This is a genomic window from Aquimarina sp. AU474 (genome assembly GCF_900312815.1).
Lineage (GTDB): Bacteria > Bacteroidota > Bacteroidia > Flavobacteriales > Flavobacteriaceae > Aquimarina.
Genome location: NZ_OMPE01000009.1, coordinates 964,874 through 982,847 on the forward strand (window position 1 = coordinate 964,874; position 17,974 = coordinate 982,847).

Consider the following 17,974-nt stretch of genomic DNA (forward strand, 5'->3'; position numbering starts at 1 on the left):
TGTAACTATGGTTTTTTCTTCAAAATCTTATATAACTCATTTAATCAAATGAATTACAAGATCACAACATTGTAGTTGGTTTTTGTAAATAGGTGTCTGCATTAAATTCCGAATTTAAAGCAAATCTAAAACCTAATTAATCCTTCCTTAAAGTTTTGCAGTTTAAAACCTCTTATGATTATAAATAAATAACTGACTGTTTATTAATAACTAGAGGGATTATCAATATGAAGGAAAAATTACTCCAAGACAAAGCCATAGAGGTAGTTCATTTAAGAAAAACATTAACCTACCGCTACTGCAAACCCCTGATTTAATCAATAGTTTATCAGTGATTTGTATTCGTCAAGCACATAAAAAGAGCATAACACTAGAAAGAATAAATGCTAAAACCCAAAAAAAAGGTAAGAGCATAGTAACATATCAATGATTAGGATACTTAAGTAAAAGGAAAATTTACAAAGTATGTAATTATTTGGATCTGAGTCCTTTTTAAATTCAATTCTATGATACATCATTTAGAAGGAAAAACACCACTTTTTTGCCAGTTATAGGAGGGGATAAAAACATATTAATAATTATTAAAATATTATTTTCAATGGAATACAGATTTAAAAAGCCTTTATACTTTATCTTGTTACTTACCGGGTCTTTTATCTGGGCACAACAACCAGAATTACAAACCAAAGAAACATTCAATATTGCAGGCCCAGGAGCTTCTGATTTTATAAAACATGGTAATGTAGAATCTTCTAAATATCAGGGAACCCTCAATTTGTCAATACCATTATTCTCTATTAATGACAAAGATTTTCCTTTATCGGCTAGCTTGTCTAATAATTCTGGCGGTTTTAAACCTAATAAACACGAAAGCATCGTTGGATTAGATTGGTCTTTAAATATAGGAGGATCTATTACTAGAGAAGTAAGAGGTTTACCCGACGACAAAGAAGGTAACCCAATAAGTAATAGAGCTACGGTTAATGGGTATTATGTGGGACTAAAACGCTTGGGAGTGCCTTATCCTAAAGATGATATTTTTAATTTAAGAAGTAATGTTGGTTTTAGGTCTATTAACCCTATATGGGTTTTTGGGCAAGAAGGTAATTTCAATTCTTATTTTGAGAGTCAACCAGATATTTTTCATTTCAATGTGATGGGAATTTCCGGGAAATTTTTTATAGATCATGATAAGACGGTAAAAGTTCAAACTGATGCCCCAATAAATATTAAAGTAGATCTAAGTAGGTTTAAAAAACAACCTCATACTTATAAAATGTGTAGTCCTGTTGATTCAGAAATCACAATGCATTTAGACAATGGATACACCTATGTTTTTGGTGGTAGATATACGGCTATAGATCATAACATCACAATTAAAGATAATATTCAACTTAATGGTTTTTTCGAATTTAATAATACTACGATTGATCCCGTCATAAATACTTGGCATTTAACCGAAGTTATTGCTCCTAATAGAACAAAACTTGAATTTTCCTATGAGGGAGATCAACATATAGGTGGTGATTCTGAAGAACTTTATGATGAATTTTGTAAAATTCTTGAAAAGTATGATTTTAACCAATTACCTGAACCCCCGGTGATGCTTAATTCATTTTTTGATGAATCTCGTGAAATACACACTACACAATGGAATAATAGTGTAGCTCCTCCTTTTGTAGATGGGGCTACTTTTAAGGATGACTATAGCGGTATAACCAGACACAATATCACAAAAGTTTCTTATTTAAGAGAAATAAAATCGGAAGGTAATTTTAAAATTGAGTTTGAGTATACTTATGCTGATGAAGAGTACCATACTAAATCTATTTTATCAGGTAAAAGGTTTAATACAAAGAAAAAACAACTAAATAAAATACGAGTATCTGAAATTGCTGATGGGGTTATTTTAAACCCGAATGCACCAACTGTAGATATTTTTGCTAGGACATTTACTTTTGATTATATCCATAAAGGAAAATACGATAACGGCACTTTGAGTGCTAATAGAATGTTCTTGTCCAAAGTTCAGGAATCGGGAAAAGAACCTTACCTATTTCATTATTATAAAAATGACAAACTCCCTGTTAAATATACCAAAGGAATAGATCATTGGGGGTTCTGGAATGGTAAGGATGATAATACTACTTTAATTCCTGAAACTATGCAAAATAGAGCTGGTGATTTTCGTTACTTGAGTAAAGAACGAGATCCAAACCCTTACTTATGCGACGTTGCTCTAATAAAAAGAGTCATATACCCGACCAAGGGATATTCAGAATTCACTTATGAACCCCATCAATATGCGCGAAGATTAGAGCGTAGAAGTGATCAAAACTTTTTTACTGATATCTATGATGATATGGGTGTACAATATGCCGGAGGAGCAAGAATAAAAGAAATTAAGGACGTTACAGAAAACGGAGAAACTAATCGAAGAGAATTTATCTATGCCAAAGATTATTCAACATTAAAGAATGAAAATGTAAGTTCGGGAATATTAAATGACTGGCCAAGATATATATACATGCTATGGGAAAATGTAGGCACGTTTAGCGCAACATCAAGTAGAGTAAAAAACGTTTCGTTTAATAAATACGTATTGGATGGCAGTCATATGGTATATGATCAGGTTACAGAGCTTAAAAGCGATGGATCATCATCTGAAGATACATTTATTAGTTTTTCGAATACTCCTGATGGATTAATTTCAGAAATTGGCAACCAAGATTCTAAACTTGGACAGGTAACTAATACAGTAAATCCAGTTTGGTTACATGCAAACTTTATAGGCGTACGTAGATTAGATAAATCTGTTTATAGAGGTAAACTATTTAAACAAAAGTTATACAACTCAGAAAATCAAATAGTTTCTGAAACAGAATACGCTTATAATAATTTGATCCCTGATCAATATATTATAGATATTCACCCTTCGGGGTCATTGATTCAATCATCAAAACGTTTCTTCTCTCCGGTTTTTAATACTTCTATAAAAACAACGATGTATTACGGTAATGAAAAGGTAGAACAAATTCAAGATTTTACCCATGACTATAATTTTCATAAAAAGATTACAGAAAGCAGTACCAATTCTCTAGGAGAGATTACCGAAATGGAATACAAATACCCATACCATATTAATTGTTCTTCGGGTATTTATAAGGATTTGGTAAGAGATAATTTGATTAGTAAACCGATAGAGGTAGTTACCAAAATAAACAATAAAGTAGTCCAAGCATCTGTATTTGATTATTCTAGACCTGCAGGAACAGAATATGTTTTAATGAAATCCAATAAGTTATTGAGATCTGCTGCCGGGATATCCAATTATCAATCAGTATCTGCTGGGTCCGATTGCCAATTGGTAACAGATTCTAGAATGAAAACTGAATATGCCTACACCAAATATAGTGAAGATAATTTGCTAGAATTTTCTTTCAAAGAACAGCCTCCTACTTCATTACTTTGGGGATATGATAATAGAAACCTGTTGGCACGTGTTGATGGTGTAGGGTATGATAGAATGATTGAAATCGCAGGAACATCTAATATTTCAAATGCAGTTTTTCTATCTGAAAGTGAAAATACTGAGCAAGAAGAGATTGCATTGCAAAATGAACTTGATAATATCAGAACAAACCTTAATAATGCTCCTGAATCTATTTTAACAACTACATATATTCATGACCCATATATCGGTGTAAAAAGGATTGGAGATACAAGAGGCAACTGGACGTCTTTTGAGTATGACAATAGACGAAGATTAATCAATATCTGGGACCGAGATAATAAGCTTGTTGAAAAATATAGGTATAACCACAAAACTAATAACATAATACCTGCCATTGATACAGAAGATGATTACCCAGAACTATATGGTTTTCTTCATCATTACTTTAATACTAGTGGAGACCTTATTGTAAAACCTATTGTTGACAGAGGGTCTGGGAGATATTCTTTTTCTTGGTTTTCGAATCAAGGACATGTAGGCATTGCCAACGGTGACACATACAAAATAAACAGGCAAACTGTTCCTTGTCATGGATCGTCAAATGGTCTGCAAATACAATGTACTATCATAGATAGATTAACAGGAAAAACATACATAGCGAGGCAGTATGTTACTAAGTACTGTGACCCCGGAGATCCTACTGATCCTACTGATCCCGATCCAGACACTACACAACAACAATAATCAAGATAAGAGCAAAAAAGATGAAAAATATACTTTATATACTATTGCTAGGATTTTCGATACTGGCATATGGTCAAAATACTACCGAAAATTTTGTGGGCAAAACCACAATGAAAAACGGAAGTGTAGAACGTAATATTAACGAGAACAGTGTTATTAATGGCAAGGATAAAATAGAAAGCATTGTATACTATGATGGTATAGGCAGACCTAAACAAACCATTGCAATTAATGCAGGAGGTAATCCATTATCTGCTAATGATACATATTGGCAAGACGAATGGGAAATAGGCCTTAATAGCACTCCTTTTTTTAATCGAAATGGAGCTACTTCAGAAAATTTAATAACGTACGGTGCTTCTCCTTTTACGGATAAAGAGGTGCTATGGAAATGTGGCAATGATGCTGCCCGTGATGCAGATGGAGGATGGAATACAGATTATTTTGAAGTAGATAAAAATGTAGCCTATCGCTATATGGTTTGGGTAAAACGTACAGGATCACAAGATGGTAATACCTATCATGGTACTCAAAATGTAAATAACCTTGATGGCACAGCCAATGGCAACCCTTATTTCTGGGTTGGTGATTTACCTCAATTAGATACTTGGTACTTGATGGTGGGAATAGTACATCCGCACACGTATACTGGTGGCTATTCTGGTGTAAGTGGAGTATATGATATTAATGGAAATAAAGTAAAAAGTGGTAAAGATTATAAATGGAGAGACAACACCACTACTTCGCGATTTAGAAACTATTTGTATTATAGTACCGATATCAATGTAAAACAATACTTCTATAATCCTATTGGTCAAGAGGGCATTGATGTGCAAGAAAATATTGCTGAGGTTATCAATCGGCAAAAACCTAAGCAAATTATATCGCATATAGAATATGATGCTTTAGGAAGAGCAGAGAAAGAATTTCTTTCTTTTGCTACAACGCAAAACACAGAAGGAAATATATATAATAACGCGCAATCTGGCGTAGCAGGGTTTTATAATACGCTCAAGTATGAAAATACGATGAATGCGTATTCTCAAACTGTGTATGAACGTTCACCGCTTAGCAGAGTAGTTGAGCAAGCGGCTCCTGGAGATCCCTGGAAATATGATCCAGATAATCTAGAGTATGTTGATCCACAATATCAAACTGTAACGATAAGACCTGGTAACTATGACAAGTCTATTCATTATACAAACTTTATCACAAACCAATCTATTAAACTTGGTTTAGTAATAAGTGAAGATGCAGCTATACAAATTCGTAGTGGGGTTCTAAAAATGGATATGGACTTCTATTTTAGTTTTGGCCAAACGACTACGTTGAAGACTGGAGTAATTAGTAATCTCGATGTAGATCCACAAATAGCATTTGCTGATTTGGGGTATATTCAAAAATCAACTTCAACAGGAAATGTAAACACCAACTATAAGGTTACTATAGAAAATAATAATTTAATTATTACGAATGCATCATCCACTCCGGAGTCTGTTAATAATATCATTTTTCATGCTCAGGTTGATGTTACGAGACAGGAGGAGCAATTAGTAGGGTATGATGCCGTATATTCAAAAAACCATACGATTCGTTTTGAGTATAATACAAACGTCGCTGGTACTATAAAAAAATATAATATTGGGTTTACTAATAATGATACAGAAAAACCAGTACTACAGGATCTTGGTTTTTATCCAAAAAACGAGTTGCATCACACTATAACACGTGATGAAAACTGGAAACCAGCAGAAGGTAATAATCATACCTCTCATGAATATAAAGATAAACAAGGTCGTGTTGTATTAAAACGCACATATAATGATAATATCGCGCATGATACTTATTATGTATATGATAAGGTTAGTAACCTTATTTATGTAATCCCTCCAAAAGTAAACACTTCGAACGGAGTATCTGCTACAGAGCTCAATGAGCTTTGTTATCAATATAAGTATGATGATAGAAATCGACTGGTAGAAAAGAAAATCCCAGGCAAAGGGTGGGAGTATATTGTATATAACAAACTGGATCGACCTATATTAACTCAGGATGCAAATCAGAGAGCTAGAAACGAATGGTTATTTACAAAGTATGATGTGTTTGGAAGGATAATACTAACAGGGATTTATGAGGACAATAGAGATCGATTGGCGGTCCAAGGTTCTGCTAATAATACTGTATATCAGTATGACACAAAATTACCTGATGGCCAAATAGGGCTATTTTATTATTCTACCAATGCATATCCAACTAATGTACAGTATTATAATGTGCACTTAATTAATTATTATGAAGAGTATGTGTATTTTGGTGGAGATTTGGCAGTACCTACTTCTTCTTATAATACACCAATCAGTCATAACTTAAAAGGGTTATTAGCAACATCAAAAGTGAAAGTGCTTGGTGTACCAGACGCCTTTATCACTACACAAACAGGATATGATGAAAAAGGGCGTGTTATTTATACATCGATACGAAATAAATATTTAGAAACTGTAGATATTATAGAATCTAAGCTTGATTTTACTGGTAAAATATTAGCATCCAAAACTACACACACTAAAGGCATTAATCCAGCTATAATTACCACAGACACCTTTACCTATGATCATATGGATCGGTTGTTAACTCAAAAACAAAAAATCAACAATCAGCCAGAAGAACTAATTACAAGTAACACCTATGATGATATTGGGCAATTAGAAGCCAAAAGTGTTGGAAACTCTACAAGAAAGACATTACAAACGGTAGATTATAAATATAATGTACGTGGATGGTTAACCGATATCAATGATGTAAACAACATTGGGGATGACCTATTTACATTTAGAATTAATTATAATAAACCAGAAGAAAGTCTAAGTACAACTCCCTTATATAACGGTAATATAAGCGAAACGATATGGAAAACTGCCAATGATGATCAATTAAGTAGGTTATATAGTTATAATTATGACAAGCTTAATAGGCTCACTAATGCCAGTTACTACAAAGGTTTAGCCGGAATAGCATATTTTCCCCAGTTTACTCATGGTGGAGGATATACGTATGACAAGAACGGAAATATTCAGAGTTTAAGAAGAGTTGGGGAAGAAAGATTTGGAACCATTATGGATGTTCTTGAATACACCTATGACTCTGGTAATAAACTATTAAAAGTTGTTGAAAATGGAGATGTCGCAAAAGGTTTTAAAGATGGCACCAATACCAATGATGATTTTGAGTATGATGCTAATGGTAATATGACTATTGATAGAAATAAGGGAATTTCTACGATTCGGTATAATCATCTTAATCTTCCGGTTATTATAGAAACAGAAGAAGGCGAAATTGTATACACCTATTCTGCGACTGGAGAAAAATTGCGGAAAGAATTTACCATTTTTGAAACAAATTCTCCTCCCTATATGGATATTACCACTCTAACCGAGTATGCAGGTAATTATGTTTATAAGAATGGCAATCTTGAATTCATTGCTGACCCAGAAGGTTATTTAGAACCTAAAGATGTGAATGACCTTTCTAAAGGGTTTTATTATGTATACCAATTTAAGGATATTTGGGGTAATACTAGGATTACTTTTGCAGATAATGATGTTGATGGTAAAATTGACATTTTTAGAAATAATTCTGATTTAGATGAAGATGGAGATAATACTCATGAAATTAGAAGAGAACAGAATTACTACCCTTTCGGATTAGAGCATAAAGGATATAATGCTATCTTGATAGGGGTTAAGAATAATTTCAAAACATATCAAGGACAAGAACTTACCGAGGATTTAGGAATAAATGTTCACGAATGGAAATATCGTATTAGTGATCCAGCTATTGGTAGGTTTTGGCAAATTGATCCATTAGCAGAGAAATATACTTATAATTCTACTTACGCGTTTCAAGAAAATAAAATGGGGATAGGTGTTGAACTTGAAGGGCTAGAAGTAGAGGAATTTAAAAAAGCCAATTTTTTTACTCCAACTTATAAAACACAAGGTAAGATATTTAGTTATTCCGGAACACTAAGAGGTAAATTAGGACCTTCTATAAATATTGAAACCTCGGCAGGTAATACAAAAGCTTCTATTAATGGGGCATTTGCTGAAGGAAGTATTACAGCGACATCTGATAATAAAATAAAAGGTAAAGGGAATATTTTAAAAGTCGGTGCAGGTTTTGGTGTAGAAGGTATAGGAGAATCAAAGGTTTCAATTTCTGCAGGTCAATTAAAAGGATCTATTTCGGAATCAGGAACAGAAGGAGAGGCATCTCTTTTGGCTGTTGATCTTTCAGCAACAATTAGAGATGGTTTTACAGTTTCAGAAAGTGGAGCGTTGATAAGTACGAATGAAGAAAAAAATGGACAATTTACAGGTTTGTATAAAATTTCTAACGATACATTTTCTGGTGTTTTAAGTGGGAATAAAATTGGTGTTGGTATGGGGGCTGGTCCGGCATCAGTAGCTGTATCTGCAGATGTTGAAGAGACAGGTAATATGCTTAGTAATATTTACAATAAAGTAATAGATTTAATATCTAATGGTTGGAACTCAACTGAAGAAAAATTAAATAAAAAATAAAAGCTTAATTGTTTTACCTACCTCCCTTTCCCCGCTACCGCTAGTCTGTGACTAGTGGCGATACTGAGTAATCTGTACGAGTGAGGAAATAAAAGTAAAGACATGATCGCTCATATATGATAGCGCAGATTTGCAATCTGTGCGACGTATGAGTATGTGGTACAAATAAGAAACAAAAGCTACCGTAGTGTTATGGTAGCTTTTTGTATTTTGGTAAGACGAGTAATAATTACCAAGATATTATACTATCTTTTAAAACAAATTAGAATTGATAAATATATATGCTATGACACTTACAATGAGTATTCCTGCACTATTATTTCCTGCAATATCCTTAACGATGTTGGCGTATAATGCTCGATACCTGGCTATTGCTGCTTTAATTAGGCAATTACATAAAGAGTATATAGCATCTCCATCACAAAACACAGTATTACAGATTAAAAATTTAAGAAAACGATTGTGGCTAATTCAGAACATGCAAGCAATTGCCATTGCCAGTTTTCTTACGAGTGTAATCACTATGTTTTTGTTATATATTGAGATGAATAAATGGGCAAATATTGTATTTGGCATAAGTTTATTTTGCCTTATGATTTCATTGTTATTGTCTTTTGTAGAGGTTCAAATTTCTACTAAAGCGCTGTCAATCAGGTTGGATAGAATTGAAGAAAATAACTAATAAATCCTTATCTTGTTAGTATCATTACCCCCATAAAACCTTCTTAATGCTTCAAAATGAACTTTTTAACAATGTAATACGAGATTTCAATGCAGGTCATTGGGAGTTACACGTTGATCCCAGTAGAGAAATTTGGTCCGAAAAGTTCTATACGTTTCTTGGGTTTGATGAAAAAGAAATTAAACCTGATATCGATTATTTTCTAGAGCATCTCATTCACAAAGAAGATGTAGAGGTGTTTAGAGATAACTTTCTCAATTATCGCCGTAATCAGGTAAATTTTAAGCAGCATATAAAAATCCTGACCAAAGAAGGAAATTATAAACTGTTTAGATGTGCTACAAATGATGAGTTACCAGTAAATATTAAGTCCGAAATCTATCTCATCTTTTTTTTCGAAATTAAGTTAGAGCCAGAGCAAGATATCTCAAAAGATAATTTCTATTATAAAGAAACAGCCCAAATGACTGCTACGGGGAGCTGGTATGTAGATTTTCATAAAAGAAAGAGTTATTGGGATTTTGAAACCAGAAGAATTTTGGAGTATGAGGATGACTATATGCCATCTTTAAAGGATTCTGCCAACTACTATTCAGAAGATTGTAGACAACAAGCAGCGGATTTATTTTTTAATTGTGCAATGGCAGGCACACCATTTAATACCGAGATTAAAATGGTTACGGCCAATAAGCGAATCTTTTGGGTTAGGGCGATCGGAAAACCGGTGTATAATGAAAATAAAGAAATCATTGGTATTCGTGGTGTTTTTCAGGATATAGATGATATAAAAACCAAAGAACTTAAACTACAGAAATCTATAGATATTATTGCATCTCAAAACTCAAGACTTTTCAATTTTGCTCATATTGTATCTCACAACCTTAGATCTCATACTAGTAATTTGTCATTATTGGTACAATTAATAGAGGATATAGATGATCCTACCGAGAAGATAGCATTGATTAAAGAAATAACGCAGATATCATCAAGTTTAAATACAACTATAGAACACCTTAATGAAATTGTTGCGATTCATACCAATAAAGATCAAGAAAGAAGATCTGTAAAATTTCAGGATGCATTAAGTTTGGTGACTAGCGGTATTGGTCAAATGATTGCTGTAAGTAAAACCAGCATAGATGTAGATTTTAGTCAATTAAAAGAGATCGATTATATCCCTGCATATCTCGAAAGTATCTTGTTAAATTTAATTACAAACGCAATTAAGTATAAGCATAAAGAAAGGGATCCTGTGATCGAGATTAAAACATATGAAAAAGGAAAATCAAAATATCTAAAAATAACAGATAATGGCAGAGGAATAGATATGAAACTATTTAAGGATAAAGTGTTTGGTATGTATAAAACATTTCATTACAACGAGGATGCAGTAGGAATAGGTTTGTTTTTAACCAAAAACCAAGTAGAATCACTAAACGGAAACATTGCTATAGAAAGCGAAGTAGATAAAGGAACCACTTTTTTGATTGAATTTTAAACCACATAACCAACCCCCTTCACAATGAGTCATACCATAGGATTAGCTTGCATTATCGATGATGATAGCATGTATGTAAATCTTGTAAAAAAGATTATCGAAGCAAAAAAACTTTGTAAAAATCTAATGATATTCCAAAACGGAATGGAAGCGCTTAATTATTTTGAAGCTATTTTAAATAATCTAGACAAAAAAAGTATTCCTGAAATTATCTTTTTAGATCTCAACATGCCCATTATGGACGGATGGGAATTTCTAGAAAATTTTACGAAGATTGAAAATAAAATCAATAAAGTTATTACGCTTTACATTGTAAGTTCATCCATTAACCCCGTAGATATAGAAAAAGCTAAGCAGATGAACTCTGTAAAAGATTATCTAATTAAACCGGTTACCATAGAAGATTTGGAAGCTATTTTCTTGGGAGAGGTATTATAAAAAAAGACCTCAATGAGTGAGGTCTTTTGTATATGTATACTTTTAAAATTAGAGCTTTTTAGATTTGTGATACTCGTAGTGTATTTACCATTCCTTTTGATGTAATTGGCATAGCAGCAAGATTGATAAGCATATCTCCTGATTGTACAAAACCACGTTCTGAAGCTATTTGATTAATATCTTCTACGGTTTCATCAGTACTTACAAATCGATCATAAAAAAATGCCTTTACACCCCATAGTAAACTAAGTTGAGAAAGGATTCTTCGGTTACTGGTAAAAACTAAAATATGCGCATCGGGTCTCCATGCCGAAATCTGAAAGGCAGTATAACCACTATTGGTTAATGTACAGATAGCCTTTGCATCAATATCATTAGCCATATGCGCAGCGTGATAACAGATAGATTTTGTTATAAAACGACTGGTCCTAATATGAGGAGGGTCTTGAGGAACCGTTATTAGATCAGAGTTTTCTACACTATTTATTATTTTAGTCATAGTCTCAATAACTTGCACAGGATATTTTCCTACCGATGTTTCTCCTGATAGCATAACGGCATCTGCTCCATCCATTACAGAATTGGCAACATCGTTTACTTCTGCTCGCGTTGGTGTAAGACTATCGATCATAGTTTCCATCATTTGCGTAGCAATAATAACCGGTATCCTTGCAGTTTTAGCTCGCAATACTAATTTTTTCTGAATAAGAGGAACCTCCTGTGCAGGGATTTCAACTCCTAAATCACCTCTAGCAACCATTAACCCATCACAATAGGCTACTATTTTATCAATATTTTCTACCCCCTCAGGCTTTTCTATTTTGGCGATGATAGGGATTTTGTGATCACTGTGTTTTTTGATAATCTCTTGTAGCTCCATCAAATCTTGAGCGTGTCTTACAAAAGATAAAGCAATCCAATCTACTTCTTGCTCACAAGCAAAAATGGCATCTTTTACATCTTTTTCTGTTAAGGCAGGTAAAGAGATATTGGTGTTAGGGAGATTAACGCCCTTTTTAGATTTTAAAGGCCCCCCTTGTATTACTTTCGTTTTAACGGTGTCTTTACCGTTTGAAGAAACAACTTCAAAAATTAATTTACCGTCATCTAATAATATTCTTTCACCAGCTTTCACATCTTTAGGAAAGCTTTGGTAATTCATATACACTTGTTCTTTGGTGCCTTCAAAAGGCTTTCCGGTAACAAAATTGATGGTATCTCCTTTGTTTACGATAATATCTCCTTTCATAACACCAACTCTCAATTTTGGCCCTTGTAAATCTGCCAATATCGAAGCATTATAACCATGTTCTTCACTAAGTTCCCGTATGATTTTAACACGTTCTTTCACGTCACTGTAATCTGCATGAGAGAAGTTTACTCTAAATACGTTTACACCAGCCTCTAGCATCTGCTTTAAAACTTGTTTACTACTTGTTGCGGGGCCTAGAGTAGCAACTATTTTGGTTCTTTTACGTTTCGGCATTATTCAAATATTAAGTTGTTCTTTGATTTAAGTTCTGTATGATCTACTGGATATGCAGTTATAATTTGCGTAACAGTGAGCATATGGGTCAACATTGGTTTACTCGAAAACATAGAAGACTCTGTCTCTATCTTTAAGAAGTAATCCACATTTTTAAGTTCAGGGATTAGATATTTAGTAACATAAGAATCCTCTGACGTAGCAAATAATCCTTGGGGAGCTGATTGATTAGGCTCTGTTTTGGTTTTAAATTTATTACCCAAAAGATTATATGTGTTATATTGAAAAAGATCATCATATTGATAAAGCGGAAAATTTGCTACCACATCATCATATTCAAAATTGACGTCTTTGTTTTTTCTAAAAAGTTTTAAATTCAGATGTTTGTTTAATAGAAATGCTAATCGGTACGGAGCTAATGAACAATGAATGGCAATAAGTTCATAATCATCGTCGGTAATGGTATCTAATACTAACCGCTGAATAGCCACTTTGAATTTGTTTTTGTTTTCAGAATTAACGGGAAATATACAAATAATTTAATCTAACAACTTTAATTAAATTTAAAGATATTTCACGAAAACGATTGAGTTAGTATCTTTTATAAAGAAAAGAGATATTTAGGCTATAAAATGATCAAATAAGGGGTTTTGATGAGTAAATTATATAGCTTTATTGAAGGGATATTTTATTTTGAAATGCAAAATATGCCCTTTTTGATGCCTTTTCTTCAGCTTTTTTCTTTGAGGTTGCTCTGGCTTTTGCAATTACTTTATCGTTTATCCATAGTTTTACGGCAAAGTGTTTCATCTCATCTCTACCGGTATCCTCATAAATTTCATAGTTGAAAGGTTTCTTTTCTTTTTGGCACCATTCTATTAGTAAACTTTTATAACTGATAACCTGCCCTTCAAGACTTTCGATATCAACATAAGGATCAATAACGGCTTCTTTTATAAATCGCTCACAGTAGACATATCCACGATCTAGATAAATAGCACCAATTAAAGCTTCAAAAAGATTTCCGTGTATGTTTATTCCAAATTGTGATTTCGGGATATTGGTACGTACTAATTCTATGAGTTTAAGATCTTTTCCTAATTCATTAAGATGTTTTCTACTCACTACTTTGGCTCTCATTTTGGTAAGATAGCCTTCATTTCCTTCAGGAACTTCTTTAAAAAGATGGGAGGCGATAACACTGCTTAACATAGCGTCACCAAGAAATTCAAGCCTTTCAAAATTAACCGCATTTCCTTTTTTGTCCTTTAAATTAAGGGATCTGTGGGTAAATGCCTTCTCGTATGGCTTAATATTTTTAGGTTTGAACCCTAAAATCTTTTGAATTTTAATAAAAAAATTCCCGTTCTTTTCAGATCGGGAACTTAGTATGTTTCGAATAACATTCATTTTATTATTCGTCTAATTTTTTGAACAACACACAAGCGTTATGACCTCCAAAACCAAAGGTATTACTCATTGCATATGTGATATCACGTTTCTGTGCTTTGTTTAAGGTTAAATTCAAACTAGCATCTATATTCTCATCCACTTCTGAGTGGTTGATTGTAGGAGGTACTATACCTTTTTGCATAGCCAAGATTGAAGCGATTGCCTCAATAGCTCCGGCAGCACCAAGCAAGTGTCCTGTCATAGATTTTGTTGAATTTATATTGATGTTAGGTGCATGACTTCCAAAAACCTTAGTAATAGCTTTCAATTCTGCAACATCTCCTAAAGGAGTGGATGTTCCATGAGTGTTTATAGCATCTACTTGTTCTGGTGTTACACCTGCATCCCTTAAGCAATTTAGCATTACACGCTCTACACCAATTCCATCAGGATGAGGGGCCGTCATGTGATAAGCATCACTAGACATTCCTCCTCCAACAACTTCGGCATAGATTTTAGCACCTCGTGCTTTAGCGTGCTCATATTCTTCAAGAATTAGAGCCCCACCACCTTCGCCAAGAACAAAACCATCTCTGGTTGCGTCAAATGGCCTAGAAGCAGTTTCTGGACTTTCATTTCTCGTAGATAAAGCGTGCATCGCATTAAATCCTCCCATACCCGCTATTGTAACTGCAGCTTCACTTCCTCCTGTAATGATAATGTCACAATGACCTAAACGAATATAGTTTAGTGCATCGATCATCGCATTTGCAGAAGAAGCACAGGCAGATACTGTGGTATAGTTTGGTCCCATAAAACCATTTCTAATAGAAATATGTCCAGGAGCGATATCGGCGATCATTTTAGGAATGAAGAATGGATTGAAACGTGGTGTTCCATTTCCTTGGGCATACCCAACTACTTCTTCCTGAAAAGTTTCTATTCCTCCGATTCCAGCTCCCCAGATCACACCAACTCTAAATTTGTCAACCTTCTCAAGATCGATAGCAGCATCCTGTATTGCTTCTTCTGAAGAGACAATGGCATACTGCGCAAATTTATCAAGTTTACGTGCTTCTTTCCTATCAAAATAGTCCGTGGGAATGTAATTTTTGATTTCACAAGCAAATTTAGTCTTGAAATTTTCGGTATCGAAATAAGTTATAGGTGCGCAACCGCTTTTCCCATTTACTAATCCATCCCAATATTCATCAATATTGCTACCGATAGGTGTTAATGCACCTAGTCCTGTGACTACAACTCGCTTAAGATTCATACTTTGTTGTGAAGTTATTACTTTGCGTCTTCAATATAAGATATTGCTTGACCAACTGTAGCGATGTTTTCAGCTTGATCATCTGGAATTTGAATATCGAATTCTTTTTCGAACTCCATAATCAATTCTACAGTGTCTAGCGAATCAGCTCCTAGATCGTTTGTGAAGCTTGCTTCGTTTACAACCTCGTTTTCGTCTACACCTAATTTGTCAACGATTATCGCTTTTACTCTTGATGCAATGTCTGACATAATGTTTAATTTTAATTTTTAATTTAGGAGGCAAAAATAAAAAACTTTATTTTAAAACCCCATAATCCCGTAAAAATGTATGTGCCTTTTTATCAAATATAGGGAAGTATTATGTTTTTGCCACCTATTATGTTAATAATAATTGTTTTTTTTGTGCTTTATTAATCATCAATTTTAAGACGTATGAAGCGTATAATAATTTTTGCTTCGGGCTCTGGCACCAATGCCGAAAATATTATAAAGTATTTTCAAACTCAAAAAACTGCTGAGGTTACACATGTGTTCTCTAACAACCAGCGTGCCAAAGTTTTACGAAGGGCTCATGACCTAAAAACAAAGGCGTTACACTTTGACAGAGTGTCATTTTATGACACAAATGACGTACTTAATATTTTAAAAGATGCTCAACCTGACTTAATTGTCCTTGCTGGTTTCTTGTGGATTTTTCCTAAAAAGATTATCGATATTTTTCCTAATAGCGTAATAAATATTCATCCTGCATTATTACCAAAATATGGAGGAAAAGGAATGTATGGCAATCATGTTCATGAAGCAGTTGTTAGAAATAAAGAAAAAGAAAGTGGTATTACGATCCATTATGTGAACGAACATTATGATGAGGGAGCGATTATTTTTCAGGCAAAAACGCCAGTAGATAAGAATGACACCGCCGAGGATGTGGCCCATGCCATACATCAATTAGAATATAAACATTTTCCTATCGTTATAGAAAAACTACTGTTTCCAAAAGAACAGTAAAAGAACTTCATACTAAGATAAAGTTATGTATGGCTGTTTATAAGAATGGACACTATATTGACTATCAACTGAAAAAATGGCAAAAAAAGAGAAATTTTACGTGGTTTGGGAAGGACACAAACCTGGGATTTATACCAAATGGGATGATTGTAAGGCTGCAGTAAAAGGATATGCATCTGCAAAATATAAATCTTTTGACTCTTTTGATATAGCCAAAAAGGCATATAACGGAAATTATGATGATTATAAGGGTAAAAGTAAATCCAAAAAGACATTAACAACAGAACAATTAGAAAAAATAGGGGAGCCAAATTTGTATTCTATTGCAGTTGATGCGGCTTCTAGTGGTAATCCTGGAGTTATGGAATATAGAGGTGTAGATACGCAAACCGAAAAACAATTATTTCATCAAGGGCCTTTTAAACAAGGGACAAATAATATAGGAGAATTTTTGGCATTGGTTCATGGTCTGGCTTATTTAAAAAAGAAAAATAGTGATCGTATTATTTATTCAGATTCTAAAATTGCAATAGGTTGGGTAAAACAAAAGGTATGTAGAACAAAGTTAAAAAGGAATCCAAAAAATGCTGCAATGTTTGAATTGGTGGATCGTGGGATATTATGGTTAAAAGAGAATACTTACTCAACCAAAATTGTAAAATGGGAAACTAAAGCCTGGGGCGAAATTCCTGCCGATTTTGGTAGAAAGTAAATAAAATAGTCATTAATAGTATTTAACATTGATATTTGTAATAAAACAGTGCTTTTTTCTACTAAACTTAAAATTTTTGAGTTCGAAAAGCATAGTACATGAAAACTATTTACTACTTACTTCTTCTTGTTCCTGTATTAGGATATAATCAATCTAATTGGAAACTAGCCAAGAATCAACGAGACATTGAAATATGGGTTCGTGATTATAAAGATAGTCCGTACAAGGAATATAAAGCAACAACAATCATTAAAACTTCTTTAGAAAGTGTTGTTCAAGAACTTCTTGAAGCTCCAGAATATATGCAAAATTGTAAGGAAGGAATAAGTCATTTGGTTAAAGTAAATGATGCTCAAGAATATATTTTTTATGTAAGGAATGAGTTCCCTTGGCCAATAAAAAATAGAGATGTCGTATCTAAATTAAACGTTCAAAAGATATCCGACAATAAAGTAAAGTTATTCATTAATGCAGTTCCTAATGAAATTCCTGAGTTAGAAAAAACTCTTCGTATACAAGAATTGTCAGGGTATTGGTTGCTTGAACAAGAGGGCGGTACGGTAAAAATAACACAACAATTATATATTAATCCTGAAGGGACATTGCCTCCATTCGTTACAAATTCATTACTGGTTACGGGACCTTTTCGAACCTTTACATCTTTAAAACACACACTCGAAAATGTCAATTCTTAAGAATGAA

13 protein-coding genes are annotated in these 17,974 nt (G+C 33.5%); 8 read left to right on the plus strand and 5 right to left on the minus strand.

All coding sequences use genetic code 11. The annotated features are described in order from the left end of the window. Positions 1–598 precede the first annotated feature (598 nt). From DK508_RS17720 to DK508_RS17740, 5 genes are all read left to right on the plus strand, one after another. Positions 599–4,198 carry a hypothetical protein gene (locus DK508_RS17720; protein WP_160114779.1) on the plus strand — a complete coding sequence of 1,200 codons (3,600 nt, stop codon included), beginning with the start codon at positions 599–601 and terminating at the stop codon, positions 4,196–4,198. Between the two features lie 20 nt (positions 4,199–4,218). Next, positions 4,219–8,778 (plus strand): DUF6443 domain-containing protein, encoded by a 4,560-nt coding sequence (locus DK508_RS17725; protein ID WP_109302121.1) that lies wholly within the window; start codon positions 4,219–4,221, stop codon positions 8,776–8,778. A gap of 286 nt (positions 8,779–9,064) precedes the next feature. After that, a complete protein-coding gene (locus DK508_RS17730) occupies positions 9,065–9,460 on the plus strand; it encodes a DUF2721 domain-containing protein (RefSeq protein ID WP_109302122.1) in 396 nt (131 codons plus the stop codon). Between the two features lie 46 nt (positions 9,461–9,506). Continuing rightward, a complete protein-coding gene (locus tag DK508_RS17735) occupies positions 9,507–10,958 on the plus strand; it encodes a PAS domain-containing protein (protein WP_109302123.1) in 1,452 nt (483 codons plus the stop codon). 24 nt (positions 10,959–10,982) lie between these two features. After that, complete coding sequence (locus tag DK508_RS17740) at positions 10,983–11,396, plus strand: response regulator (protein WP_109302124.1); 414 nt, start codon at positions 10,983–10,985, stop codon at positions 11,394–11,396. Positions 11,397–11,454: 58 nt separating this feature from the next. On the opposite strand, the gene pyk is transcribed toward DK508_RS17740, so the two are convergent. From pyk to DK508_RS17765, 5 genes are all read right to left on the minus strand, one after another. After that, entirely contained in the window at positions 11,455–12,882 is a 1,428-nt protein-coding gene (gene pyk, locus DK508_RS17745; RefSeq protein WP_109302125.1) for a pyruvate kinase, read from the minus strand. Further along, a complete protein-coding gene (locus DK508_RS17750; protein ID WP_160114780.1) occupies positions 12,882–13,373 on the minus strand; it encodes an IPExxxVDY family protein in 492 nt (163 codons plus the stop codon). The genes pyk and DK508_RS17750 overlap by 1 nt, the downstream gene beginning before the upstream one ends. A 181-nt stretch (positions 13,374–13,554) precedes the next feature. Then, positions 13,555–14,292 carry a ribonuclease III gene (gene rnc, locus DK508_RS17755; protein ID WP_109302127.1) on the minus strand — a complete coding sequence of 246 codons (738 nt, stop codon included), beginning with the start codon at positions 14,290–14,292 and terminating at the stop codon, positions 13,555–13,557. A 4-nt stretch (positions 14,293–14,296) separates the two neighbouring features. Beyond that, entirely contained in the window at positions 14,297–15,550 is a 1,254-nt protein-coding gene (gene fabF, locus DK508_RS17760; protein ID WP_109302128.1) for a beta-ketoacyl-ACP synthase II, read from the minus strand. A 17-nt stretch (positions 15,551–15,567) separates the two neighbouring features. Continuing rightward, positions 15,568–15,801 (minus strand): acyl carrier protein, encoded by a 234-nt coding sequence (locus tag DK508_RS17765; protein WP_024768509.1) that lies wholly within the window; start codon positions 15,799–15,801, stop codon positions 15,568–15,570. 183 nt (positions 15,802–15,984) lie between these two features. Between DK508_RS17765 and DK508_RS17770 the strand changes: the two genes are divergently transcribed. The 3 genes from DK508_RS17770 to DK508_RS17780 all read left to right on the plus strand — a co-directional run bounded on the left by DK508_RS17770 (position 15,985) and on the right by DK508_RS17780 (position 17,967). Next, positions 15,985–16,560 carry a phosphoribosylglycinamide formyltransferase gene (locus DK508_RS17770; RefSeq protein WP_109302129.1) on the plus strand — a complete coding sequence of 192 codons (576 nt, stop codon included), beginning with the start codon at positions 15,985–15,987 and terminating at the stop codon, positions 16,558–16,560. Positions 16,561–16,636: 76 nt separating this feature from the next. Further along, positions 16,637–17,272 (plus strand): viroplasmin family protein, encoded by a 636-nt coding sequence (locus tag DK508_RS17775; RefSeq protein ID WP_109302130.1) that lies wholly within the window; start codon positions 16,637–16,639, stop codon positions 17,270–17,272. A 98-nt stretch (positions 17,273–17,370) separates the two neighbouring features. Beyond that, positions 17,371–17,967, plus strand: a complete 597-nt coding sequence (locus DK508_RS17780; protein ID WP_109302131.1) for an START domain-containing protein — start codon at positions 17,371–17,373, stop codon at positions 17,965–17,967. Positions 17,968–17,974: the final 7 nt, after the last annotated feature.